Raw genomic sequence first — 24,718 nt, 5'->3', positions numbered from 1 at the left:
CGCTACAGCCAGCCGTCACTCTTCTTCGTCCTTCCAGCCCTGCTGCTGGTTCTGGTTGCGTTGCTGCTGTTCCTGCTGCTGTTGCTGCTGCTGGTCGCGGCCACGCCCCTCCTGCTGACCACGCTGGTCCTGTTGGGAACTCTGATTGCGCTGCTGGGCCATCTCGGATCTCCGGAAGCCGCGGGCGGGATGCCGCGGTCGAGGCCATCCTGTGCAGGGCCGGGTTAAATCCGTGTGGCGATTTGCATACGAATCCGTCAAGACTTCACTGCAGTGACACGACAGCCTTGTTTTTCAGGGTTTTTCGCCCGCGTTGCCATGCTTATTCCTGGATGGAATCGGCTCATGTCCACCTCCGAAGATGGCCCAGTCATCAGCATGAACATGGGCCGATGCGCGGCAACTGTGACCGCCGTTCTGCGCAGTCTCAAAAACGTGATTGGTTCGCTCTACTCCTATAGAGAGACGACGGCGCCGGCCCTATGGCATTACGTTAATTACGTTGCAGTTTTCCGGCCTGGATCTGCATCATTCCGAATGCTGTAGAGGCGTACGTTGACGACCCATCGGGCGCCGCGCATGTTCGGCGCCATGAACATTTCACACGCTACCGCACGGCTGGGCGACATCGCCAGCATCCGCCAGGGCCACCCGTTCCGTGGTGCCATCGTTGCATTCGCGGACGGCCCGGTACGGGTCATCCAGTTGAAGAACGTGACCGCAGCCGGCGTGCAGGATGCGGACGATCTGCTGCGCACACGCTTGAGTCATCGCAAGACACCGGACTGGGTCAAGGACGGCGACGTGCTGCTTGCCGCGCGCGGCAGCCATCCCGCGGCAGCGCTGTTGTGCTCGCCTCCCGAAAGCACGGTGTGCAGCCCGCACCTGTACGTGATCCGGCTGAAGGATCCCGCCACGGTGATGCCTGCATTCCTGGCGTGGCAGTTGAACCAGCCGGGTGCGCAGGATTACCTGCGGGGCCAGTCAGCCGGCTCACGGCAGCAGAGTGTGCGGAAGGCCTCGGTGCTGGACCTGCCAATACAGGTTCCGCCCCTTGTTCATCAGCATCGAATCGTGACGATCGCTCGCACGGCAATGATCGAGCGAAGCCGCTGTGAGCTCCTCATGAGTGCTCGGCACGAGGAGGTTTCCCGTCACACGGAACGCCTTCTCTACAAGGATTCGGTGTGAGGAAGTCTTGGCTCACGGGAACATCGGCACCGAGGCATGACTATCGTCGCTTGGCAGGGGCAGGCGCGCGCCTTTTTTTCAGCCGAGCTTCCAGCTCCGTGACGACCTCCGGGAGAGATGTCCCGCAGATCACGGCGAGATCACGCAATTCGACTAGATCCAGCCGGCGGCTACCGCGCTCGACATCGCTGAGCTTTGGCTGGGTGATGCCAAGCTTTTCCGAAACTTCGGTCTGGGTAAGGCCGGCATTCAGACGTAGCTCACGTACCAGTTCAACAAGCACCGTGTACTCGGGCCGATAGATGGTCTTTGGCATGGCCGCACGTATAGAAAGGGCGACCTTGAAAGCTATATCCGATCTTCCTATATCGGAAAATGGTATAGACTGGCGCGATCCGAGCGAGGAGTAGGCCTGTGTCTGGATCTTTGAAGTCGAATGGAGCGCCGTATAAGCGCAGGAGAAGGGGCTAATGCGCTTACCGCTCTCCGACACCCCAGCGACCCTTGCCGCCCTGATCCACGCCCGCGATGCGCTCGGCGACGTCATGCGTCCGGATGCGGATACGCACCTGACCCTGTCGCTGTTGCTGCTGAAGCTGGCCAGCGATGCGCACCAGGCCCGAACGCCTTCTTCGGCACAACGGCCATTCGACCGGATGCACTCGCTTCCGTTCTGCGTTCCCGCCCAGGCCCGGTTCGACACGCTGTTCCGACAGCGCCATGCGCCGGGCAATGCGCTGCGGGTGATGACCGCCTTGCGGGTGTTCACCCTGGCCAATCCACGCAAGCTGGGTGGCATCTTCCCGGCGCTGCACCTGGGCGATGCCCTGCCGGCCGACGAGATTGAACGCGACCATGTGCTGCTGCACCTGCTTGAACGCCTGGCCTTGCCTGCGCTGGACTTTCGCGCGGTGTCCGCACGTGGGAATGCCTGTATCAGCGATGCCGTGGAAGGATTGCTGGAGCGCCCCGTGGCGGGCCATGGCTGCGCCGAACCGGCTCCGGTTCCGACCGCATTGGCGTGGCTGATGGCGGCACTCACCACGCCCACCGCCCAGGAGGCCGTATACGACCCCGCCTGCCGGCATGGCGCGCTGCTGTTGGCTGCGTCGCGCTGGATGCGGGGCACGGACGACGCAACGATCGCAGATGCGGACCTGCGTCATCCGCTGTACGGCCAGGAAGCGGACCCACGATTGTGCGCGCTCGCGCGCCTGCGCCTGCTCCTGCACGGCAGCGACAGCCCGCACCTGCGCGCGCGCGATGCGCTGGAGGATCCACTGCTGGAAGACGGCCGACTGCAACGCTTCCATGTGGCATTGGCCTGCCCACCGCTGCATCTGAAATGGAGCCCCACCCACGCCAGCGCTGACCCGCACGTGCGCTTCCTGCACGGTGTGGCGCCCCGGCAATGGGCCCATGCCGCGCTGATCCAGCACATGCTGGCCACGCTGGACCCGCACTGCGGACGCATGGCCATCGTGGTGCCGCACGGTGTGTTGTTCCGCGACGGCGAGGAGGCGCGCATCCGCCAAGCCTGGCTCGACGCGAACCTGGTGGAGACGGTGATCGGGCTGCCGGACCGTCTGTTCGCAGGCGCGGCCGTGGCCACCGCCTTGCTGCTGCTGCGCCGGGCCCGCAGCGATGAGGAAGTGCTGTTCATCGACGCGCGCCCCCTTGCTGCGCCCGGCCAGCGCGGTCCCCGCCTGGGCATGCAGGCAGCGAGAACGCTGCACACGCTGTGCGCGGAACGCGCCAGTGTGCCGGGCATGGCACATCTGGCAGGTCCGGACGAGATCACGACGAACCACGGCAACCTGAGTATTGCGCGTTACGTGCGTCCGGCGCCGGCACGTCCCGCCACCGACCTGGCAACGTTGCGGTCGCGGCGCGCCGTGCTGGAAGCGTCGTTCGCGGCCGTCCAGCGGGAACTCAACGCCGAGCTGGAAGCACTGGAACGCGACTTCGCGGATCTTGCCTGAAACGACGCGTGATCGCGTATCGATTGGCTCTCACTATCCTAATTTAAAGAAGGATTGAGAACGCGTTCTGTCGCGTGCGCTTCCAACGCATGATTCGGAATGATGCACACAGTGTGCGATGGCACGGATCGAACACACTGGCGTCATGAACATCATCTGCCCAGGTTACCGGTCTGCACCGACACGCATCTTCCCGTTGCCCGAAGGGCGTTCCGCATGAGCGCGGTGGCCGGCAGGTACGGCGTACGCCACTCCGTACTGGGTTGGTTGCGTCGCCTCGGCTGGAACCATCTGGAGCCATGGGAGCTGGACCCGCTGCGCGGACTGCCGGAGAGCCCGCTGCTGGAGAATCGGTTGCTGCCGTGGCTGCGGCGGTTCCGCTTCGACTGGAACGGCGAATCGCTTCCGCTGTCGCCACACTGCTTCAACGACATCATTGCGGCGGTGGATACCTGCTGCCACAACATGGACTGGGAAGCCTCCAGCGGCACCGTGCATCGACTGCTCATGGACGGCGTGCCCGTCCAGCAGCGGCTCCCCGACGGCGGCAGTACCACGGTGCATGTGCCGTTGATCGACTGGGCGCATGCGCACCGCAATCACTGGGACGTGGCCGATGCGTGCCCGTACCCGGACGCGCTCGATCCAGACATCCGTGAGCTGGTCGGCTACGTCAATGGCATTCCGCTGGTGGTACTGGCCTGCGTGGAGCGCGATCGGGAAAAGCGCTGGGGCGGCATCGCGGCCGGCATCGCGCACCTGGGGCGCGGCAACGCGCCCATCCTGGCCCATCAACCGGCCCTGCACGCGCAGGTGCTGCTGTGCCTGGACCGGCGCGGCGGCTGCTACGCCAGCGTCGGTACCCCGGCGCATGGCTGGGTGCGCTGGCGCGAACACGGCTGGAACCGCGAAGCCCTGGCCGAGCTGCGCGACCGGCCGGTCCCCTTTACCGCCGTTGCACTGGACCCGCCGTGGGCGGCGCATGCCGAGCTGCTGCACGGGGTGCTGGGTCCGGCACGCTTCCTGCAGCTGCTGCGGGGTTTCCTGCACACCGGCGCGCATGGACGGCGCTACGTGGCGCGACCGGCGCAGTTCTTCGCGGTGCAGCACGCGTTGCAGGCGTTGCGCATGCGCGACGCCACCGGCAGGCGCTGCGGTGGCCAGCTGTGCCTGGCCGCCGGGAGCGGCCTGCAGCGCACGCGGCACTGGCTGCTCAACGCGCTGCGGGCCGACCCGGCCTTCGACGGCCTGCGCGTGCTGCTGCCGGTCACCCGGCCCTCGCCCATCACGCAGGAGTGCAGGCGCAGGCCCGGGCCACGCGCCGTCGACCAGCTCACGGAATTCTTCGCCGGGTATGCGGGTTCGACACAGGAAGTCCCGCTGCGGGTGCTGCGGGGATGGGGTCGCAAGGCGGCGATGCCCGCCCCGCATGAGCCGGCAGCGGGCGACATCCTGCTGCTGGTGGATGCCGACTTCTGGGAAAGCCCGCCGGCGCTGCTGCGCCGCCTGCGCCGCTGCCTGCCGCAATCGACCTGGATCACCCTGTCCGCGCAACCGGTCCTCTTGCCGGCAACCAACCTGGACGCGGGCGCGCTGCTTTACCAGTATCCCCCCGAGCATGCCGTGGCCGACGGCGTGGTGGTGCCCGCATGGCGCGATGGTGCGCCGATCTTCCCGGTGCCGGTGCGCGGCGCGACGACACGCAGCGATGGGGCGGGCAGCGACCCGCGACACGCCCGGGTTGCCACCGCCATCAGCCAGCACTTCCACGGCCTGATCCGGCTTGCCGAACGCGGGCTGCGCGGCACCCTGCTGGTGGATACCCCGCAGGAGGCGCAGGACTACCAGCGCGCGCTCGGCGGCGGCCTGCACACCCAGGTGTCGGGTTACGACAGCCACGGCCTGCCGACGGACCAGGCCTGCGCGCGCATTCCACCGCAGGTCGAACTGGTGATAGCGCATGGCCCGCTTCCCGCCGTGCAGGACGCGCAGCTGGGCCTCTTATATGTCGACCGGCCGTTGTCGGCACCGGAACGCCTGCGCGCGGTGGGGCTGGTGAATGCGCCACACCCGGACAAGCGCGCGGCGCTGGTGGTGGATTTCCACGCCAGTGGCATGACCGAAGCGCCAGGGCAGGAGTGGCTGCCCGGGTCCGTGCAGGTGCAGCGCGACGCGCTGCCGACCGATCATCAACGGCTGCAGACACTGTTGCCGGGTGACGCCGAGAGCGACTTCCATGCCTGCCGCGAGCACCTTGCACCGTATTGGACACTGGGTTCGCATGGCGAGGACATCGACCTGCACCGGCGCCGGCGCGACCTGCTGCACCGTCGGGTCACCGCGTTTGGACAGCGATTGCAGATCGCGATCGCCTCGGAAGCCGCGCTCACCGGTGACCAGGCGGCCGTGTGCGCCCGTTACCGCGGCATCCTGCACCGCTATTCGGTACTGCGCGATGCGGTAAGCCAGACGGCGCTGGAAGAAGACTGCTTCAATCCGGAAGACCTGCGGGTGCGGCATTGGGCGCGCGAGCGTGCGCCTGCGGTGCACGAAGAAGCGCTGGACTACCCGCTTCTGCTGGCGGCCGAGCCGGAGCGCTCCGCGACCGAACAGCAGTGCCACCAGGTGTACACGCGCCTGCGGCACTACCTGGGCGCTACCGGCGACGCGCCGCACCTGGCCGAGCAGAGCCGCCACGCACTGAGCCAGATCCTGCTGATGCCTGCCGGCACGCTGCGCCTGCAGGCACTGCAGGCCTTCGAAGCGACGCTCCAGGTTTCGCTGCACGGCGGCAGCGGTGGCCATCCACCGTCGCGCGGCCTGGCGTTGCTGGACAGCCTGTTCGGCGCAACGTCCCACCCCACGCAGCACATTTCAATGGGTGCGCTGATCGACGTGGTGGTGGCCGAGGCGCATGCGGGCCCGCGCCTCCAGTTCCACCACCACCTGCGCGAGCGGCTGGAACCGCTGCTGCGCCGCGACCTGGAGGAGCCGCAGGTACAGGCCGTGCTGCACGCGGTCCTGTCGCGCGCACACGACTGGCCACCGGGGTGAAGCCGGGACCGCCTGCGCTACGGCATCACCGGCGGCACATAGGTCAGGGTCATGCCCAGCAGCCACAGCAGGCCAAGGACCAGCGGTATATGCACCAGCAGCTGGATGAAGGTGAACCCGACGATGTCGCGCGCCTTCAGGCCCAGCACGCCCAGCAGCGGCAGCATCCAGAACGGGTTGATCAGGTTGGGCAGCGCCTCGGCGGCGTTGTAGACCTGCACGGCCCAGCCGAGATGGGCCTTGAGTTCATTCGCGGCTTGCATCACGTACGGCGCTTCGATGATCCACTTGCCGCCGCCGGACGGCACGAAGAAGCCCAGCACCGCCGAGTAGACGCCCATCACCAGCGCAAAGGTGTCGGTGGTGGCGATGTGCACGAATACCGTGGACAGGCGATGGGCCAGGGTCTCGCCACCATCGCCCACCGCGTGGGTGAGGATCATGGCGATGCCGCCATACAGCGGGAACTGGATCAGCACGCCCGTGGTGCTGGGCACGGCCTTCGCCACCGCGTTGAGGAAACTGCGCGGGCGCCAGTGCAGCAGCAGGCCCAGCGAGATGAACAGGAAGTTGTAGGTATTGAGGTTGGCGATGGCGGTCACCACCGGCTTACTGGCGAATTCGCTGAACAACCAGCCGAACGCCAGCAGCGAGAGCAGCACGGTGAGCAGCGGGCTGTATTCCAGCCATTCGCCGGCCCGCGTGCGCGGCGGCAGTGGCTCCGGTTCGGCCTGGGCGGCGCCGGCGAAATCGCGGGCGGTGCGCGCGGTGGCCGGGCCCGGGGCGGTCAGCCAGGCGATCAGCAGCGAGACCAGGATGAGCGCGGCGGTCAGCGCGATGGACTGCCACAGGAAAATGGTTTCGGTGAAGGGCAGCACGCCGGTGATCTCCACCAGGCCGGGCGGCATGCTGGCCGGGTTGGCCTGCAGCTGCGCGGCGGAGGAGCTCAGCCCCATCGCCCACACTGCGCCCAGGCCGAGGTACGCCGAGGCACCGGCAGCGCGGTAATCCATGTGCAGCCCCTCGCGCCGGGCCAGTGCCCGTACCAGCAGGCCGCCGAATACCAGCGAAAAGCCCCAGCTGAGCAGCGAGGCCAGCATGCTCACCAGGCCCACGTACACCACCGCGCCACGGCCGGTGCGTGGGACGCGGGCAAGCAGTTCGATAAAGCGCGCGACCACCGGCGCGGTAGCCACCGCGTAGCCGCCGATGACCACGAAGGCCATCTGCATGGTGAACGGGATCAGGCTCCAGAAGCCGTCGCCGAAGGCGCGGGCGGTGGCCTGCGGGGTGGCGCCGAAGCCCATGGCCGCCAGCGCAACGATCACCACGCCGAGCACCGCGAACACGTAGGCATCGGGGAACCACTTCTCGGCCCAGGCGGCCGAGCGCAGCGCCGCGCGCGCCATCCAGCCGTCCTGTGCCGGCGCTGATGTGTTGGTGGCCATGCCCTACCCTCCCAGGTTCAGTGACCTGATTTTCGCGGCGGAGGTGGCCATTGTCAGTAACCCATTGGTCGGGTCACGACCAACGGTCGTGACCTACCGGCACGAGACGTCCAGCGCGGACGCTGGCACCTGTCTCGATGCGGTAGCGCCCGACCGTTGGTCGGGCGGCCCCTCGGCTCAGCCCAGCGCCAACGCCGCAGCAATGCCCGCAAACAGCGCAGCGCCCACCCAGTTGTTGTGCAGGAACGCCTTGAAGCACGGGTCACGCTCGCGCTTGCGGGCGATCCAGAACTCATACGCGATCAGCCCGGCCGCCACCGCCACGCCCAGCCAGTAATAGAGGCCCAGCTCGCCGCGCACCCCGACCAGGGCCATGGTGGCCAGGAACAGGGCGTACAGGATCCCCTGGATGACCAGGTCCAGGTCACCGAACAGGATGGCCGTGGAATGCGAGCCCATCTTCAGGTCGTCGTCGCGGTCGACCATGGCGTACCAGGTGTCATACGCGGTCGACCACAGGATGTTGGCGCCATACAGCAGCCAGCCGATCACCGGCACTTCGCCCTGGATGGCGGCGAACGCCATCGGAATGCCCCAGCCGAACGCCATGCCCAGATACACCTGCGGCAGATGGGTGTAGCGTTTCAGGTAGGGATAGCTGGCCGCCAGGAAGATGCCGATGAAGCTCATGCCGATGGTCAGTGCGTTCAGGGTCAGCACCAGCGCGAACGCGACCAGCATCAGGCCGGCGAACAGCAGCAGTGCCTCGCGCCCGGACACGCGCCCGCTGGCGAGCGGGCGGTCCTTGGTGCGCTTGACGTGCGGGTCCAGCCAGCGGTCGGCGTAATCGTTGATCACGCAGCCGGCCGAACGCGTCAGCCATACCCCGGCGGTGAACACGAACAGGATCCACAGCGGTGGCAGCCCACCGGCGGCCAGCCACAGCGCCCACCAGGTAGGCCACAGCAGCAGCAGGGTGCCGATCGGGCGATCGGCGCGCATCAGTTTCCAGTACTGCCCCCACCGCGACGGCGGGGCGCTGGCGGGGGTGTCGAATCGTTCGTAAGCCATGCGCAAAGGATACCGCCAAGGCCCCTGCCCCGCGCTGGAAGCGCTGTTTCGTCAAAGGGGGCAGACCTGCGCCGCGTTTACGGATAGAATGCCCGTCCCGCACCGCCTCATGGCGCTGCGATGCCCGCCCCGGCCCGCCGGTGGTGCGGCGGTCCTACAACGCGCCCGTAGCTCAGCCGGATAGAGTAGTGGCTTCCGAAGCCATTGGTCGGGGGTTCGAATCCCTCCGGGCGCGCCATCTTCCCTTGTTCGCCATGGATGCCGCAGCCACGCAGGGCGTGGCTCTACCGCGCGTGCAGTCCCATGACGTAGAGCCACGCCCTGCGTGGCTGCGCAGTGCCGGGTAACGTGCAGCGCCATCACGTAGAGCCACGCCCTGCGTGGCTGCACGATGCCGGCCAACGTGCAGCGCCATGACGTAGAGCCACGCCCTGCGTGGCTGCACGGTGCCGGGTAACCTGCAGCCGGGCAGAGCCCGGCTCTACGGGGCGTCAGTACGTGCCGTCGAACGCGAAGATCGGCTTGCGCTGCTTCCACAGGCCGGCGGTGAAGTCCGGGAACTCCAGGGTCTGGAAGCTGTTGGCGATGGACTGCTCGGACAGCGGGGTGATCGCGCTCCAGGTGATCGCGTCGTAAATGTCGATCGGCATCGGAGCCCTGGCCTTCAGCGATTCGACGAAGGCATGGATCACGAACCAGTCCATGCCGCCATGCCCGGCGCTGGCGGCGGTGTCGGCGTGCTGCTTCCACAGCGGGTGTTCGTACTGGTCCTGGTAGGCCTGGAACGGTTCCCACTTGTGCGGCGGGCTGCGGCCTTCGATGTGGATCGACTGGTTCACGTCCATCCACAACCCCTTGGTGCCCTGCACGCGGAAGCCCATCGAATACGGGCGCGGCAGCGAGGTGTCGTGCTGTAGCAGGATGGTTTCGCCGTTTTCGCAGGCCAGGGTGGTGGTGACGATGTCGCCGAGCTTGAAGTTCACCTTGGTGCTCGGGTGGGTGGTGCCGCCGCTCTTGGCCACGGTGTATTCGTGCAGCCCACGCGCCTTGCTGGCGAACGCGTTGATGTGGGTGAAGCGGTTGCCGCGGTTGATGCCGGTGTACATGGCGCACGGACCGATGCCGTGGCTGGGGTACAGCTCGCCGTTGCGGTCCACCGAGTGCTGGGTGCGCCAGCGTGCTTCGGACCAGGCCTGGGGGCCGAACTCCACGCCACTGTCATACGGTTGCGAGGGATCGCCGGAGTTGAACTTCACCCCGCGCAGGTCGTGCTGGTAGCCGGCCTGCAGGTGCACCAGTTCGCCGAACAGGCCCTTGCGCACCATCTGCAGCGCGGCCATCACGTCGCGGCGGTAGCAGACATTTTCCAGCAGCATGTACGGCGTGCCGGTGGACAGTTGGGTCTTGAGCACGTCCCAGTGGTCCTGCAGGGTGATACCGGCGACCACTTCACAGCCCACCGCGACCTTGGCCTGCATGGCGGCGATCGCCATCGGCGCGTGGTACTCCCACGGCGTGGCGATGATCACGCCATCGAGGCCGCGCTGCTCGAGCAGCCGCTTCCACGCGTTGCGGTCGCCGTCCTGGCCATAGGCGGTGGGTGCCTTTTTGCCGGCCGTGGCCACCATGTCCATGCCGCGCTTGAGCATGATCGGCTCGATGTCGCACAGCGCGACCACCTCGACGTCGTCGCGGCGCACCAGCTCCTTGAGCAGCACCTGGCCGCGCATGCCGGTGCCGATCAGGCCCAGGCGCAGCGTGCGCCCGCGTGCCCAGGCCGGGGTGTCCGGCAGCAGACTGGTGGCGGCCAGGGCCGCACCGGCGGCAATGAATTCCCTACGCTTCATGAAACGTTACTCCCTTTGGAAGCGCGCCGACCGGAGTCGGCGCGATGGAACAATCAGAACTTGTAGCCGACCTGCAGACTGTAGCTGCGGCCGAAGATGCTGGCATAGTCACTGGAGTCACCCAGGAAGCTGTTCGGATCGTAGAACGGCAGGCGGTTGAACAGGTTCTTGACGGTAAAGCCCAGGCTCCAGTGGTCGTCGGGGCGCCAGCCCACGCTCAGGTTGGCGGTCCACCACGACGGCACGCCATCGCACTGGGCCGGGTTCACCGGCAGCGAACCGGCAGTGCAGCTTTCAGGGTTGTTGTCTTCGGCATCCACGCGGTCCCACGCCCACTTGGTGGTGCCGACGTAGTTGATGAAGAAGCTGGTGGTGACCTGCTTGTAGGTCCAGTCCGCGTTCAGCGTGGCACGCAGGCGCGGATTGCCGTAATAGCCGATGGTGTTGCCGTAGTACCAGCGGTTCTCGTCGTCGATGTAGGCCTCCTTGCGGCGCGCGATGGTAGCCGCCACGCCGATGTTCAACCCGCCCCAATCGCCGAGCGAAAAGCGGCTGCGTGCGTCGATGTCGAAACCGTCCACCAGGGTGCGGCCCTGGTTCTTGTACTGGCCCACCACGGCCGCCACGTTGCCGACGCTGTAGCCAGGCAGCGCACCCGGACAGGCCACGCCGCTGGCCGGGTCGGCGCACATGGCCGCCAGTGCCGCCTGGTTCGCCAGGTCGGTTTCGCTGATCGGATTGCGTGTCAGGGAGAGGATGTCCTCTTCCTTGCTGTAATCCGGTGCAGCAATCTCGTTGCGGCGGTAGATGAACCAGTAGTCGGCCGAGATCGACATCCAGCTCGTCGGCTCGTACACGAAACCGAGCGTGGAGATCTTGGCCTTCTCCGGCTTCAGGTCCTGGTTGGGCTGGGTCATGCGCGCCACGGTGCGGCTGCAGTCGCTGTTGAGCAGCGTGTTGCCTAGGTCCACGTCGCCCGGGCGGTTGGACTGGCGCAGCAGGTTGGCGATGGCATTGGTCTCATCGCAGCGGATGTCATCTTCGAAGCCACCGAGCTGTGCGAACACGCCGCCGGTGCCCGCTTCGGCCAGGCTTGGCGCACGGAAGCCTTCGGAATAGGTACCGCGCAGCAGCAACTGCGGCAGCACCTGGTACTTCAGGCCGATCTTCGGCGCCAGGTTGGCGCTGAAGTTGGGGTACTTGTCCACGCGCAGCGCCGCATCCAGTTCCAGCTTGTCGGTCAGCGGGGCCACGGCTTCGGCGAACAGCGCGTAGGTGTTGCGCTTGCCATCGAACCATGAGCCGCCCTGCTGGGTGATCAGGCCGTTGGCGGCGTCTTCGTTGCCGGGGGTGTAGAAGGTTTCGCGGGTGGCGTTGAAGCCGAACGCGGCGCGGACGTCGCCTGCCGGCATGCTGAACAGCGGGCCTTCGATCTTGCCGTCCAACGTATGCAGGCGGGTCCACGACTGGATGTCGAAGGTGGGGTACGCCTCGCGGATGAGCTTGGCGTTGGCTTCATTGATGACGCCGAACTGGTAGGCCGGGTTGTCGGAGATGATGACCCGCCCGGTACCGGGATCGATGGTGTAGGGGCCGAACGCGCGCTCGAAGCCTTCCAGGTTCACGTTGACGGTCTGGTAGGTGACCGAGTGGCTGCCTGCGGTGGCGAACGCGGTTTCCCAGTTCCAGTCCTCGCCCAGGCTGCCACGCAGCCCGGCCAGCACGCGGTAGCTCTGGTCGGTGTTGCGCTGGCCGAAGTGCCCGTCGCCCACGTCCTGCAGCAGGTAGTTCAGGCCGACCACGCCGCCCATCAATGCCTTCAGTTCGGGGCTGGCCATGTTGTAGACGTTGTTGGGGCCGAGGAACGGGGTGCGGAACTGGTTCACCACATTGCCGGTGTTGCGCGAGAACCAGCTGGTGGGGTTGGCCGTAGTAGAGTTGAACGCGGCCGGGGTGCCGCCGTTGGCAGTGAGATCGATGTCGGTGTAGGTGACTTCGGCGAACGCTTCGGTGGTGTCGCCGATCAGGAAGTGCGAGCTGATGTAGGCGGTGGCGCGCTCGGTCTTGGCACCGGCGTCGACCTCACGGTTCATCCAGGTTTCCCAGATGCAGCGGGTGCCCGCCGCTTCGATCAGGACGTTGTTGCAGCCCGGTGCCGCCTCACGGACGAGCGCATTGGTGGTTGGGTCGATGGCGAAGAAGCTTCCCGGATTGAATTCGCCCGGTCTGCTGCCGGTGCCGAGGCGCAGATTCGGGATGTAGTTCGGGTTGTTGACGTAGTACTGGCTGGGCCGCTTGTCGTAGAAATCGCTGAGCGGGATCGCGTCGCGACGGTACAGGTTGACCGAGGCGTAGACGTTGTAGCGGTCTTCGTCCAGGTCGCCGAAACCGGCGGTGATGCTGCCCTGCTGCTCTCCGTAGGAATCGATGCGCGAGGACTTGTCGGCGGTGACGTTGATCTCCGCCCCCTGGTAGCTGCGCTTGGTGATCACGTTGATCACGCCGGCCACCGCGTCGGTGCCGTACACCGCCGAAGCGCCGTCGGTCAGCACTTCCATGCGCTCGATCGCAGCGGCGGGAATGGCGTCGATGTTGACGAACTGGGTCTGGAATCCGGCCGGCGCACCGTAGTACGACAGCCGCCGCCCGTTGAGCAGCACCAGCGTGCCCTGCGCGCCGAGTCCGCGCAGGTTGGCCTGCGAGGCGCCGTCGGAGCCGGTGAACAGCGAGCGCGAGTCCTGTTGGCCTGGCCGCGCGGCAGGCAGGTTGTCGAGCACCTGCAGCAGCGTGCGCGCACCCATGTTCTCGATTTCCTGCTTGGTGATGACCTGCACCGGCGACGACGTCTCCACGTCGCTGCGACGGATGTTGGAGCCGGTGACCTGCACGCGCGCCAGTTCGGTGGCGTTGGTGTCGACCTTGGCCGGGTCGGTGCTGTCGTTGTCCTGGGCGAGTGCCGGACCGCTTATGGCCAGGGCAAGGCCCAGCGCGACGCATAAGGGGTGGGCGGGGATGCGGCGATGGCGATGGCGTTCGGTCAACATCTTGGGCTCCTTGTGCAATCCGCAGCGTGGGGCTGCCTGAGGGTGGGTTTTGATGGGCAACAGTCACCCGCACCACCGCCGGCAGGCCGCAGTCGGGTCACGATGGGGACGTCGAAAAACGATGAAGCGCTGGGTTACGGCGACATGACGCTGGCGGTATCGCCCTCCTGTCCGATCAATGCGGCGTTGGCCCAGTTGCCACACACCTGCGCCGGCTGCGCGCCCTGCGCGCCCAGGGTGCGCAGGCTGAGCGAGCGCAGGCCACGGATATCCAGTTCGGGTTTGACCACGCCAGGCGCCTGCACCCGCCCGCTGTCGTACAGCAGGCGGCCGTCGCCCAAACCTGGAACTGCATACCGCCGGCGCTGCGGCAGGCATCGTCGATCCCCAGGTCGGCGCGCAGCAGGCGCCACTGGCCGTGCAGCTGCAGGTCGAGACGACTTTTCGGGCCCACGCCGAGGCCACGGCGGAACAGCAGGCCGTTCATGCGCATCGGTTGGCCACCCTGGAAGGCAAGGTCGGCGCGCACCTGTGCGCTCGCGGCGGCTGGCAGGTCCAGTTCGGAGAGGTAGCGCTGCTGCGCCGGGCGCTCGGCCACCGGGTGTTCCAGGATCTGGAACGTGGAGAGGGTGATCGGCCCCACGTCGCGTGGCTGCAGTGCGTCCACCGCACGGGCCACGCTGCCCTGCGCGGCGGTGACCATCGGGTCGCTGCCGGCGGCGCCGTCGCCGTCCGGGTTCTGCACGCTGAGCACGCGGAAGCGCAACAGGCGGTCGGCGTGCGCGGGGAAGTCGATCTGCTGGGTGCCCTGCACCAGCGCCAGACGCCCCCGCTTGATCGGCTCGCCCCACTCGCCGTTGCTGTCGGCCAGGTAGATCTCGTAGTCGCGGACCTGGCCGCTCTTCCAATGCTGGTCGTTGCGTGGTGCCAGCACGATGCCGTCGACCAGGCGGCGTTCGCCGAAGCCGATCACCCATTCGTGCGCGCCGGTGCGCACCGCCTGGTTGCGCACGGTGCGGAACCAGGTGGCCGGATCGTCATCGAAGGCCTTCTCCAGTTCGTAGCCGCGCTCTTCAGCCGGGCGGTTGACCACCAGCAGGCTGTCGGCGGGCAGCGCGCGGCCCAGTACCGGCGCGGCGGGGTAGGCGTCGTCGGCGGGCGCCGGTGCCTGCGGAATGTCCAGCCGGAAGGCCAGCGGCTGGCGGATGTCCACGGGGGCGGTGCGCACATGCACGGTGCCGCGGCGCTCGCTGGCGTCGAAGTACCAGCCTTCGGTTGCGCCCTTCCATGCAGCGGAATCCGCCAGCATCGGCAGGGTCCGGTTGTCCAGAGTCACCGCGGTCGGGCGCTGGCGGCTCAGCACGCGCAGTGCATAGCGGCGCTGTGCCAGCTGGCCCCGGTATTGCCCGCGTACGCCGTCGATGCCCACCTGGACCGGGCCACTGCCCTGCGCGGGCGCCTGCATGCGCACCTGCTGCTGGCTGGACTCGCCCTGCTCGTAGCGGCGCGTGTTGCCGTCGTCCTCGTACAGCGTGTACTGCGAATTGCCTTGCGGGTACAGGTCGAAGGTCACTTCGTCGAGCGGCTTCTCACCGTCGTACAGCATCGCCGGGTACATCGGCACGATCGCGCCAGCACGCACGAACAGCGGAATCGTCGCCAGTTCCACCGGACGATCCAGCGTACGACCCTCCGCGCCCACCTGTAGCGCGCGGCCATCCCAATAGTCGATCCAGCGGCCCTGCGGCAGGTGGACGTCGCGGCGCCAGCCACGGCTGGCCGCCTGGCTGCGGTATACCGGCGCCACCAGCAGGTCGCGGCCCAGCAGGAACTGGTACTTCCAGGTCTCGTCCCAGGCGTGGGGGTCCTGCGGGTAATCCCACATCAGCGCGCGCAGGATCGGTGCGCCGGTCGTTGCGGCCTCGTGCGCCAACCCGTACATGTACGGGGTCATGCGCATCTTCAGCGTGAGGTAGTCGCGGTTGATGCTGCGGTACGGCTCGTCGAACCACCACGGGTGCTTGCGCGCACTGCCCGACCAGCCGGACATGCCCATCAGCACCGGAGTAAAGCTCTTCCACTGCAGGTCGCGGGTGAAGGTTTCGGCGCTGCCGCCGAAGATCGCATCCACGTCACCGCTGGCGTAGGCCATGCCGGAAAGACCGGAGCCGACCAGGGTGGGAATGTGCCAGCGGATGTAATCCCAGCTGCTGCTCTGGTCGCCGGTCCAGGCCACCGCGTAGCGCTGGATCCCGGCCCAGCCCATCACCGTCCACAGGAATGGGCGCGAATCGGAATTGTGCAGGATGCCGTTGAACGCAGACTGGTTGGCGTCCATCGCGAACTGGTAGCCCTTGCCGGTCCACGCCACGTCCAGCTTCTGCACGCGGCTGCCGGCGGTGCCGACTTCCCAGGCGATCTTGTCCACGCCGTTTTCGGTCCACAGCCCGGTCCTGAAACCGTAGCCGGCCAGACCCTTCACCGTTTCCGGCAGCGCCTTGTAGCCGCAGCCGTAACCGTCGTTGGGCAGGATCCAGCCACCCGGCATGTCGTGCTCGCGATACTGCTTTGCCACGCTGTCGACCACGTCCGGGGTGGTGCCGGTGGGACCGTCGCTCCAGCCTTCGGGCACGCTGCCCGGCTTCTTGATGTTGTCCCCGTCGTTGTAGCAGTCCGCGTCGCCGTACGAGAACGCCCAGCGCGGCAGCAGCGCGGCGCGTCCGGTGAGCGCCGTATAGCGGTCCAGCAACGCGGGCAGGCCGGCGCCGACGAAGTAGTACGCGTCGAAGCGGTCTTCGCGGTGCAGCAGCGTGGCCTGGTCGGGCTGGCGCAGGTCGTAGCTGCCATCGCTCCAGGTGTTGCGCAGCATGCCCCAGCCACGCGAGCTGAGCAGCATCGGCGCCGGGTTGGGGCGGTCGCCTTCTTCCCAGCCGCCGGAATAGGACACCTCCAGCTCGCGGCCCTTGAAGGCGAAACGGCCGTTCTGCTGGCCGCCACCGACGAACTGTTCGTCGGCGGTACTGCTGAGTACCTGCACGCTCTGCGCGGTATCCAGGTCCAGTGGCTGCAGTTCGTGCCACAACGGCACGTCCTTGCCAGCCTCGCGCCGGTCCAGGGCCAGGCGCAGCGGTTGCCGGTGGATGCGCAGCACCAGCGCGTCGGTGCGGATGCGCACTTCGCCGGCGTCTTCTTCCAGGGTGAACGGCACCGCGACAGCGGGCTGTTCCAACACGATGGGCGCAGCCTTGTCGCCGGCTGGCAGCAGTCTGCCGTTGCGCCCGGCCTGCACCCGCAGCAGATCGTTGCGCAGCAGGTCCACGCGCAGGGTGGCACCCGTGCTGCTGGTCAGCGTCCACGCGGTGCCATCGGCAGTGGGCAGTGCCTGCAATGCCTGCAGGTCGCCGACCGGCGCAGCGACGGCAGGCGAGCACGCCAGCGCGATGGCGATCGAAACGATGGTCACTGTGGTGCGACGACAACGGGTTGCCACTTTGCCCCCAAAGCCCGCAGTCGGCGGGTGTCCGAAACCAGTGCGGCCGACTATGGGGCAGCGATTCGAAACTTGTCAATGAATTGCAAAGAAAAAAGCTTAGGAATTTCATATAAACGAAAGATTGTGCGCGGCACCACTTTCTATATGGTGACTGAATGCGGAGAATTTTCCTTTTAGGAGCTGCGAGATAGCCGGGCACGGTTCAGTTCATTCGCGTCGGCTGTGACTGAAAGTGTGACGCCGCAAACTTATTTTTATCTTTCGATAATTGACATTTCGAAAGAAAACACAGAAGGTGAGCTGGCCCAACAGGAAATGCTTATGGAAACGTGCCTGCTCCCTGATCTGCCTCAATGGCAGCGCCTCGGTGGTGCCCATACCGCCGAAGAGATCGCCCAGCAACCGCGCCTGTGGGCTGCGCTGGCTGACCTGCTGGCGGGCGCGCAGCACAGCATTGATGCATTCCTGGGCACTGCACTGGAGCAGCCCGACCAGAGGGTGATCTTCACCGGTGCGGGCAGCTCGGGATTCATTGCCGAGATGGTGGCCGACCAGATCAATGCACAGTGGCCGGCCGAGGTACGCGCGGTCCACACGACGAGCCTGCTGACCCACCCCGCGCTGTACCTGCAGCGCGACCGTCCGACCCTGCTGGTGTCGTTCGGGCGCAGCGGCTCCAGCCCGGAGAGCGTGGCAGCAGTCGAACTGGTCCGCGCGCAGGTGGACCACGCACGCTTCCTGGACATCACCTGCAATGCCGAGGGCGCGTTGGCCCAGCGTGGCCGGGGCCGCAGCGACACGATGTCGCTGCTGATGCCGCCGGCCAGCTGCGACCGCGCCTTCGCCATGACCAGCAGCCTGAGCTGCATGCTGCTGGCCGCCCTGGGCGTGTTCGAAAAGGCCTCCTGGACGGCGCGGATCAACCGCCTGCGCAGCCTTGCCGAGAGCGGCACGCGCGCACTGCAGGCGTGGGACGCACCGGTCGCCACGCTGGCGCAGGCCGACATCACCCGCGTCATCTATCTGGGCAGCGGCCCGCTGGAAGCCACCGCGCGCGAAGCCGCCCTGAAAGTGCTGGAGCTCACCGCCGGCCGCGTGCTCGCCCTGGCCAACACCCCGCTCGGTTTCCGCCACGGGCCCAAGTCCACGCTCAACTACACCACCCTGGTGGTGGTGCTGCGCAGCGCGCAGGCGCTGGCGCGCCGCTACGAACAGGACCTGCTGGATGAGCTGCGCCGTGACCGCATCGCCGCCCGGATCCTGTCGGTGGGTCCAGCCGGCGCAGACCGTGCCGAAGGCGACTTCGTGCTCGACATCCCCGACCTGCCCGATGCATGGCTGTCGCCGCTGTGGCTGCTGGTGGCGCAGTGCTTCGCGCTGCAGCGCTCGGCCGCGCTTGGCCTGACCCCGGACAACCCCTTCCCCGACGGCACGGTCAACCGCGTGGTACAGGGTGTGACCATCCACGACCATGGCTGAGCCGGGTACGCCCATGCAGAGCTGGTATGGCATCGACATCGGCGGCACCAAGATCGAACTGGTGGCCTGCGACGCGAGCCTGGCGGTGCATCATCGCCAGCGCGTCGCCACGCCGAGCCACGATTACGCGGCCTTCGTCGACGCCATCGGCCAGCTGGTGGACGACGCCGATGCGACGCTGGGCACGCGCGCCCGTGCAGTGGGCATCGGCCTGCCCGGCGTGCGCGACCCCGACAGTGGCCGCCAGCTCAGCGCCAACGTGCCCGCGCTCAGCGGCCGCACGGTGGGGCAGGACCTGGAAGCCAGGCTGCAACGCCCGCTCGCGCTCGGCAACGACCTGCAGTGCTTCGCCCTTTCCGAAGCGCACGACGGCGCGGCCGCCGGCTACCCGAGCATGTTCGGGGTGATCCTGGGCACCGGTGCCGGCGGTGGCTACTGCCTGCACGGCAAGCTGGTGGCCGGCAACAACGGCATCGCCGGCGAGTGGGGCCATTGGAGCCTGCCGGCCACGCTTCAGCTCCGCCACGACCTGCCGCTGCTGGACTGCGGCTGCGGCCTGCGCGGTTGCCTGGAGCGCTACGTGTCCGGCAGTGGCCTGGCCATGATCCATGAACGCCACGGCGGCCAGGCCCGCGACGGCAGCGCGGTGGTGGAACAGGCACACGCCGGCGACCCCGCCGCGCTGCGGGCGCTGGCCATCCACCGCGACCTGCTCGGCTACAGCTTCGCCAGCCTGATCCTGGCCCTGGATCCGCACGTGATCGTGCTGGGCGGCGGACTGTCCAAGCTTGAGCAGCTGTACCGCGACCTGCCCGCTGCAATTGCGCCTTACCTGTTCCGCGGCGTGCGCGTACCGCCGATCCTGCCGCCGGCGTTCGGCGATGCCGGCGGCGCGCGTGGCGCGGCGCTGCTGGCCCGACAGCTGCACCGCGCACCCTGACCACGCCTTCCGTTCCGCTGCACCTGGAGTGTTGCCATGTCTGCCGTTGAATCCCTGATCGCCGCCCATCGCCAAGGCCAGCCCGTAGGCCTCTACAGCGTGTGCTGCAGCAATGAGCAGGTGCTGCTGGCGGCGATGCAGGTCGCGCGCGCGTACGACACCGTGCTGCTTGTGGAGGCCACCTCCAACCAGGTCGACCAGTTCGGCGGCTACACCGGCATGACCCCGCCGCGGTACCGCGATTACGTGCTGCAGCTGGCACGCAGCCAGGATTTCCCGGTCGAGCGGCTGATCCTGGGCGGCGACCACCTGGGTCCCAATGCCTGGCAGAAGGGCCCGGCCGCGGTCGCCATGGCCAACGCGCGCACCCTGATCGCCGCGTACGTGGCCGCCGGATTCCACAAGATCCACCTGGACTGCAGCATGTCCTGCGCCGACGACCCCACGCCGCTGCCGGATGCGATCGTGGCCGAGCGCTCGGCCGAACTGGCGCGTGTTGCCGAGCGTACTGCCGCCGAACAGGGCCTGCCGGCACCGGTGTACGTGATCGGTACCGAAGTGCCGGTGCCCGGTGGCGAAGCCTCGCTGGACGGTGGCCTGGCGGTGACCACGCCGGACGCCGCGGCGCTGACCCTGGCGATCCACCGTGAAGCTTTCTCCGCCCCGGACCTGCAGCCGGCCTGGTCGCGGGTGATCGCCATGGTGGTCCAGCCCGGCGTGGATTTCGACCACAGCAGCGTGCACTACTACGACCCGGCCGCCGCGCAGGCGCTGTCCGCGTTCGTGGACACACAGCCGCGCATCGTGTTCGAAGCGCATTCCACCGATTACCAGACCGAAGCCGGACTGCACGCGCTGGTGCGCGACCACTTCGCCATCCTCAAGGTCGGCCCGGCCGCCACCCTTGCCTTCCGCGAAGCGGTGTTCGCCCTTGCGATGATCGAGCGCGAACTGCTGCCGGCGCAGCAGTGCTCGCAGCTGATCGAGGTGCTGGAGCGCTGCATGCTGGAAAAGCCCGGGAGCTGGGCCAGCTACTACCAGGGCACGCCGCACCAGCAGCGCCTGCTGCGTGCCTATTCGCTGAGCGACCGCAGCCGCTACTACTGGGGCGAGCCGCCGGTGCAAGCGGCTCTGGCCACGCTGGTGGACAACCTCACCCGCCAGCCGCCGCCGCTGATGCTGCTCAGCCAGTACCTGCCGGAACAGCTGCGTGCGGTGCAGGCCGGCGAGCTGGCGCCAGAACCGTTGGCACTGGTCCGGCACAAGGTGGGCCTGCGCCTGGCCGAATACGCCCGCGCTTGCGCTCGCAACCGGTTCGCCACGCACAACGAAAGTTTTTCTGCCGCAGAGGTTTCGGAACGGTAAGCTTCGGCTTTACTTCCGAACGGAATCGCCTCCATGCGAAACACACGGCAACGTCGCCAGCAGATCCTGCAGTTGCTGGTCGACCACGGCAACGTGCAGGTCAGCGAACTGGTGGAACGCTTCGGCGTGTCGGCAGTGACCATCCGTGCCGACCTCACCCACATCGAGGCGCAGGGCCTGGCCACGCGCACCCATGGCGGCGCCACGCTGGTGCGCAAGCCGCCGCTGGAACAGGACATCCATCAGAAGGACACCCTGAACCTGCCGCTGAAGGACAGCATCGGCGCGCACGCCGCGCGGCTGGTGCGGGCCGGCGACAACATCATCATCGATTCCGGTTCCACCACCATGACCCTGGCCCGCCACCTGCGCGAGCACCGCGACGTGACGGTGATGACCAACGGGCTGAACATCGCCTGGGAACTGGCCAATGCGCCGGGCGTGGAGCTGCTGCTCACCGGTGGCCTGCTGCGCAAGCAGTCGCTGTCGCTGCAGGGCAGCCAGGCCGAAGCCAGCCTCAACACCTACAGCTTCGACACCCTGTTCCTGGGCGTGGACGGGCTGGACCTGCAGTTCGGGCTCACCACCCACCACGAAGCCGAAGCCAGCCTCAACCACCGCATGGTGGAGCGCGCACGCCGCGTGGTGGTGCTGACCGACGCGTCCAAGTTCGGCCACGTCAGCCTGCACCGCATCGCCCGGCTCGACCAGGTCCACACCATCATCACCGATGCCAGCATCGACCCCGAGTACCTGGAGGGGCTGCAGAAGCGCGGCATCGAAGTGATCATTGCCGAGTCCCCACCTTGACCGCGACTGCCACCCTGCATGGCCGCGTACTGACCCCGTCCGGGTGGGTGCGTGGCGACATCCACTTCCACCAGCGCATCGCCTCGATCAGCCCGGACCACGCCGATCCGCGCGACGACAGCGATGTACCGTGGATCCTTCCGGGCTTCATCGACCTGCATGTGCATGGCGGGGCCGGGGTGGACATCATGCAGGGCGGCGACACTGCCGTGACCGTGGCGCGCACGCACGCGCGGCACGGCACCACCGCGCTGCTCGGCACTACCATGACCGCCGAGGCGGACGACATCGTGCGTGCGCTGCAGGGTTTGTCTACTGCGATCGCCCAGCGCACGCCGGGCACGGCGCGGGTCCTGGGCGTACACCTGGAAGGCCCGTTCATCAGCGCCGAGCGGCTGGGCGCGCAGCCGCCGCTGGTGGTTGAAGCCACGCTGCAGGACGTGCAGCGCCTGCACGCCATCGCGCCGATCAAGGTGCTCACCCTGGCGCCGGAGATCGGCCAGCACCTGGCCCTGATTCCGGCCCTGCGCGCCCTGGGCATCCGCGTGCAGCTCGGCCACAGTGCCGGCAGCTACGACGACGGTGTGGCCGCACTGCAGGCCGGTGCGGCCGGCTTCACCCACCTGTTCAACGGCATGACCGGTGTGGACCATTACCGCCCGGGCATCGCCACCGCGGCGCTGGCGCATGCCGAGTACGCCGAACTGATTCCCGACCTGCAGCACGTGCACCCCGGCGCGATCCGCACCGCACTGCGCGCGATCCCGCGCCTGTACTGCGTGACCGACGCCACCGCCGCCACCGGCATGCCCGATGGCGAGTACGCACTGGGTATCCAGCGGGTGCACAAATGCCTGGGCTGCGTGCGCCTGGAGAGCGGGTCGCTGGCGGGAAGCGCGCTGACCATGGACCAGGCGCTGCGCAACCTGGTTGCGCTGGGACTGGCGCTGGATGACGCATCCGACCGTGTTTCACGCTTCCCTGCCGACTATCTGGGGCTCGAAGACCGTGGCCGCCTGCAGCCGGGCGCCTGGGCCGACCTGGTGGTGCTCGACTGCGACCTGCGTGTGCAGCAGGTGGTGGTGGAAGGCGAAAACATCGCGCTCGACTGAGTGCTTCCGCGCCGCGTGCGGCGCGTTCCCCCGTAGACAGGACCGCACCATGAACGACGTTTCCGCCGCCATGCCCGTGCCCGCCGCCGCCAACGCACCGCGCTGGCCGGTGCGCTATCTGTTGTTCATCGGTGGCATGGGGGGCCTGCTCTACGGCATCGACATCGGCATCATCGCCGGTGCCCTGCCCTACCTGGAGGCCACGGCCACCGCCAGCTGGCACCTCACCACCCAGCAGCTGGGCTTCGTGGTGGCGGCGGTGCTGCTGGGTAGTGTGTTGTCTTCCTTGTTTGCCGGCGCCATTGCCGACCTGATCGGCCGGCGCGGCGCGATGGTGCTGGCCGGGGTGCTGTTCACGGCCAGCATTCCAGTGATGGCCCTGTCCGAAGGCTATGGCCCGCTGTTGATGGGCCGGCTGCTGCAGGGCATCAGCGGCGGCCTGATCGGCGTGGTGGTGCCGCTGTACCTGGCCGAAGTGTTGAGCCCCGAACGGCGCGGCCGCGGCGCGGCGATGTTCCAGCTGCTGCTCACCATCGGCCTGGTCCTGGCCGCGGTGATCGGGTTGTACCAGGCGCACAGCGTGGACGCGGCCGCCGCCGCCGTGGCCCACCTGCCCGGCGAGGAACAGCAGCGCCTGCTGTTCGCAGTGAAGGATCACGCGTGGCGCACGATTTTCTGGAGCTGCCTGCTGCCTGGCCTGGTGTTCACCGGCGGCGCGCTGCTGATCAGTGAATCGCCACGCTGGCTGGTGCGGCGCGGGCGCATCGCCCAGGCACGCAGGGCGCTGCAGCGCACCGTCGCAGCGGCCGAAGTGGAACCCACGCTGGCGCGCATGCAGGCGCCTGACGCGCCCACCGCCGATGGCACCCCGGCCCGGCGCGACCCCCTGCTCAGCCGCCGCTATGTCTGGCCGTTCGTACTGGCCTGCCTGGTGCTGGCCTTCACCCAGGCCACCGGGATCAATTCAGTGCTGGCGTATGCGGTGAACATCCTGCACCAGGCCGGCCTGCCCGGTGCGGTGGCCAACTGGGCCGATGTCTCGATCAAGCTGCTCAATGCGCTGATGACGGTGGTGGCGCTGGTGCTGGTCGATCGCAAAGGGCGCAAGTTCCTGCTGATGCTCGGCACCGGCGGCATCACCATCGCCCTGCTCGGGGCGGCGCTGCTGTTCGTGCGCAGCGAGCACGGCCGCAGCGACGTCCACCCCGTGCTGCAACAGCAGCTGATAGGTGACACCTTGTCGCTGCCGATGGATGCCGCGCAATGGCGCCGCCTGGATGCCAGTGCCGGCGACCAGCCGCTGCAGCTCACCGTGTCCTACGCCTACGGCGGCTTCAGCAACGTGCGTTCGCTGCGCAGCGACAACCCGATCGACACCACGCTGCAGATCCGCCGCGAGGACGCGGTGTCCGCCGACAGCGTCATCGGCGCGTTCTTCCGCCGCCTGCACCTCAATCCGTTCCCGGATCCGGCCGATGCCGCGCATGCGCCGCTGGTGATCGAGCGTGCCGCGATCGGGCCGGTGCCCTCCCCCACCCACGGCTGGATGGTGGCGGGCTGCATCCTGCTGTTCGTGGCCTTCTTCGCGGTGGGCCCCGGGGTGTGCGTGTGGCTGGCGCTGTCCGAGCTGATGCCCACCCGCATCCGTTCCAACGGCATGAGCATCGCGCTGTTGATCAACCAGTTCGTATCCACCGTGATCGCCGCGATCTTCCTGCCCACGGTGGGCCACCATGGCTACGCCAGCATGTTCTTCTTCTGGGCCGGCTGCACGCTGCTGTACTTCCTGGTCGCCGCGTTCTGGCTGCCGGAAACCAAGGGCAGGACGCTGGAGGAGATCGAGGCGCGGTTCCAGCGCCACCGATGACGCGGCGCCGGATGC

General features: G+C 67.7%; 15 protein-coding genes, 1 tRNA gene and 1 pseudogene. 10 read left to right on the top strand and 7 right to left on the bottom strand.

Annotated features, from left to right (window positions below):
- Positions 1-15 precede the first annotated feature (15 nt).
- On the bottom strand, positions 16-162 hold the full coding sequence (locus tag FSZ13_RS18370; RefSeq protein WP_186308866.1) for a hypothetical protein: 147 nt from the start codon (positions 160-162) through the stop codon (positions 16-18).
- Between the two features lie 417 nt (positions 163-579).
- Here FSZ13_RS18370 and FSZ13_RS07110 point away from each other — a divergent pair, with 417 nt between their 5' ends.
- Positions 580-1,191, top strand: coding sequence for a restriction endonuclease subunit S (locus FSZ13_RS07110; RefSeq protein ID WP_145478844.1), 612 nt, complete (start codon positions 580-582; stop codon positions 1,189-1,191).
- Between the two features lie 40 nt (positions 1,192-1,231).
- Here the strand turns inward: FSZ13_RS07110 and FSZ13_RS07105 are convergent, their stop codons facing one another.
- Positions 1,232-1,507, bottom strand: coding sequence for a helix-turn-helix domain-containing protein (locus FSZ13_RS07105; protein ID WP_145478842.1), 276 nt, complete (start codon positions 1,505-1,507; stop codon positions 1,232-1,234).
- Between the two features lie 154 nt (positions 1,508-1,661).
- Between FSZ13_RS07105 and FSZ13_RS07100 the strand changes: the two genes are divergently transcribed.
- Both FSZ13_RS07100 and FSZ13_RS07095 read left to right on the top strand, forming a co-directional pair.
- Positions 1,662-3,173, top strand: coding sequence for an N-6 DNA methylase (locus FSZ13_RS07100; protein ID WP_145478840.1), 1,512 nt, complete (start codon positions 1,662-1,664; stop codon positions 3,171-3,173).
- Positions 3,174-3,389: 216 nt separating this feature from the next.
- Positions 3,390-6,227, top strand: coding sequence for a type I restriction endonuclease (locus FSZ13_RS07095; protein ID WP_186308865.1), 2,838 nt, complete (start codon positions 3,390-3,392; stop codon positions 6,225-6,227).
- Positions 6,228-6,244: 17 nt separating this feature from the next.
- Here the strand turns inward: FSZ13_RS07095 and FSZ13_RS07090 are convergent, their stop codons facing one another.
- Positions 6,245-7,636 (bottom strand): short-chain fatty acid transporter, encoded by a 1,392-nt coding sequence (locus FSZ13_RS07090; protein ID WP_145479487.1) that lies wholly within the window; start codon positions 7,634-7,636, stop codon positions 6,245-6,247.
- Positions 7,637-7,852: 216 nt separating this feature from the next.
- Positions 7,853-8,746, bottom strand: a complete 894-nt coding sequence (ubiA, locus tag FSZ13_RS07085) for a 4-hydroxybenzoate octaprenyltransferase (protein WP_145478837.1) — start codon at positions 8,744-8,746, stop codon at positions 7,853-7,855.
- Positions 8,747-8,907: 161 nt separating this feature from the next.
- Between ubiA and FSZ13_RS07080 the strand changes: the two genes are divergently transcribed.
- Positions 8,908-8,984 (top strand) — tRNA-Arg (locus tag FSZ13_RS07080).
- A gap of 253 nt (positions 8,985-9,237) precedes the next feature.
- Here the strand turns inward: FSZ13_RS07080 and FSZ13_RS07075 are convergent.
- The 3 genes and pseudogenes from FSZ13_RS07075 to FSZ13_RS07065 form a co-directional block, all read right to left on the bottom strand.
- Entirely contained in the window at positions 9,238-10,593 is a 1,356-nt protein-coding gene (locus FSZ13_RS07075) for a Gfo/Idh/MocA family protein (RefSeq protein WP_145478835.1), read from the bottom strand.
- 53 nt (positions 10,594-10,646) lie between these two features.
- A complete protein-coding gene (locus FSZ13_RS07070; protein WP_145478833.1) occupies positions 10,647-13,637 on the bottom strand; it encodes a TonB-dependent receptor domain-containing protein in 2,991 nt (996 codons plus the stop codon).
- 134 nt (positions 13,638-13,771) lie between these two features.
- A pseudogene (locus tag FSZ13_RS07065) lies at positions 13,772-17,100 on the bottom strand (TIM-barrel domain-containing protein).
- A gap of 351 nt (positions 17,101-17,451) precedes the next feature.
- Here FSZ13_RS07065 and FSZ13_RS07060 point away from each other — a divergent pair.
- The 6 genes from FSZ13_RS07060 to FSZ13_RS07035 are packed head-to-tail and all read left to right on the top strand — an operon-like array spanning position 17,452 to position 24,703.
- On the top strand, positions 17,452-18,609 hold the full coding sequence (locus tag FSZ13_RS07060) for an SIS domain-containing protein (protein ID WP_145478831.1): 1,158 nt from the start codon (positions 17,452-17,454) through the stop codon (positions 18,607-18,609).
- Positions 18,610-18,622: 13 nt separating this feature from the next.
- Positions 18,623-19,549, top strand: a complete 927-nt coding sequence (locus FSZ13_RS07055) for an ROK family protein (protein ID WP_145478829.1) — start codon at positions 18,623-18,625, stop codon at positions 19,547-19,549.
- 36 nt (positions 19,550-19,585) lie between these two features.
- Entirely contained in the window at positions 19,586-20,914 is a 1,329-nt protein-coding gene (locus FSZ13_RS07050; protein WP_145478827.1) for a D-tagatose-bisphosphate aldolase, class II, non-catalytic subunit, read from the top strand.
- Positions 20,915-20,947: 33 nt separating this feature from the next.
- On the top strand, positions 20,948-21,724 hold the full coding sequence (locus FSZ13_RS07045) for a DeoR family transcriptional regulator (protein WP_145478825.1): 777 nt from the start codon (positions 20,948-20,950) through the stop codon (positions 21,722-21,724).
- Entirely contained in the window at positions 21,721-22,836 is a 1,116-nt protein-coding gene (gene nagA, locus FSZ13_RS07040) for an N-acetylglucosamine-6-phosphate deacetylase (RefSeq protein ID WP_145478823.1), read from the top strand. Before FSZ13_RS07045 ends, nagA begins: the two co-directional genes overlap by 4 nt.
- 49 nt (positions 22,837-22,885) lie before the next feature.
- Positions 22,886-24,703 carry an MFS transporter gene (locus tag FSZ13_RS07035; protein ID WP_145478821.1) on the top strand — a complete coding sequence of 606 codons (1,818 nt, stop codon included), beginning with the start codon at positions 22,886-22,888 and terminating at the stop codon, positions 24,701-24,703.
- The last annotated feature ends 15 nt before the right edge of the window (positions 24,704-24,718 follow it).

Source organism: Stenotrophomonas rhizophila (genome assembly GCF_007667275.1).
In the GTDB taxonomy this organism is placed as follows: Bacteria; Pseudomonadota; Gammaproteobacteria; order Xanthomonadales; family Xanthomonadaceae; genus Stenotrophomonas; species Stenotrophomonas maltophilia_AE.
Note: the sequence above shows the minus strand (reverse complement) of the source record. Positions and strands in the feature narration are given on the sequence as shown.

Bases quoted from the DNA above. Each gene is read 5' to 3' on its own strand.
- FSZ13_RS07100 (WP_145478840.1), top strand. From the start codon at position 1,662: ATGCGCTTACCGCTCTCCGACACCCCAGCGACCCTTGCCGCCCTGATC.
- FSZ13_RS07060 (WP_145478831.1), top strand. From the start codon at position 17,452: ATGGAAACGTGCCTGCTCCCTGATCTGCCTCAATGGCAGCGCCTCGGT.
- FSZ13_RS07105 (WP_145478842.1), bottom strand. From the start codon at position 1,507: ATGCCAAAGACCATCTATCGGCCCGAGTACACGGTGCTTGTTGAACTG.
- FSZ13_RS07045 (WP_145478825.1), top strand. From the start codon at position 20,948: ATGCGAAACACACGGCAACGTCGCCAGCAGATCCTGCAGTTGCTGGTC.
- FSZ13_RS07050 (WP_145478827.1), top strand. From the start codon at position 19,586: ATGTCTGCCGTTGAATCCCTGATCGCCGCCCATCGCCAAGGCCAGCCC.
- FSZ13_RS07055 (WP_145478829.1), top strand. From the start codon at position 18,623: ATGCAGAGCTGGTATGGCATCGACATCGGCGGCACCAAGATCGAACTG.
- FSZ13_RS07070 (WP_145478833.1), bottom strand. From the start codon at position 13,637: ATGTTGACCGAACGCCATCGCCATCGCCGCATCCCCGCCCACCCCTTA.
- FSZ13_RS07110 (WP_145478844.1), top strand. From the start codon at position 580: ATGTTCGGCGCCATGAACATTTCACACGCTACCGCACGGCTGGGCGAC.
- ubiA (WP_145478837.1), bottom strand. From the start codon at position 8,746: ATGGCTTACGAACGATTCGACACCCCCGCCAGCGCCCCGCCGTCGCGG.
- FSZ13_RS07095 (WP_186308865.1), top strand. From the start codon at position 3,390: ATGAGCGCGGTGGCCGGCAGGTACGGCGTACGCCACTCCGTACTGGGT.
- FSZ13_RS18370 (WP_186308866.1), bottom strand. From the start codon at position 162: ATGGCCCAGCAGCGCAATCAGAGTTCCCAACAGGACCAGCGTGGTCAG.
- FSZ13_RS07090 (WP_145479487.1), bottom strand. From the start codon at position 7,636: ATGGCGCGCGCGGCGCTGCGCTCGGCCGCCTGGGCCGAGAAGTGGTTC.
- FSZ13_RS07075 (WP_145478835.1), bottom strand. From the start codon at position 10,593: ATGAAGCGTAGGGAATTCATTGCCGCCGGTGCGGCCCTGGCCGCCACC.
- FSZ13_RS07035 (WP_145478821.1), top strand. From the start codon at position 22,886: ATGAACGACGTTTCCGCCGCCATGCCCGTGCCCGCCGCCGCCAACGCA.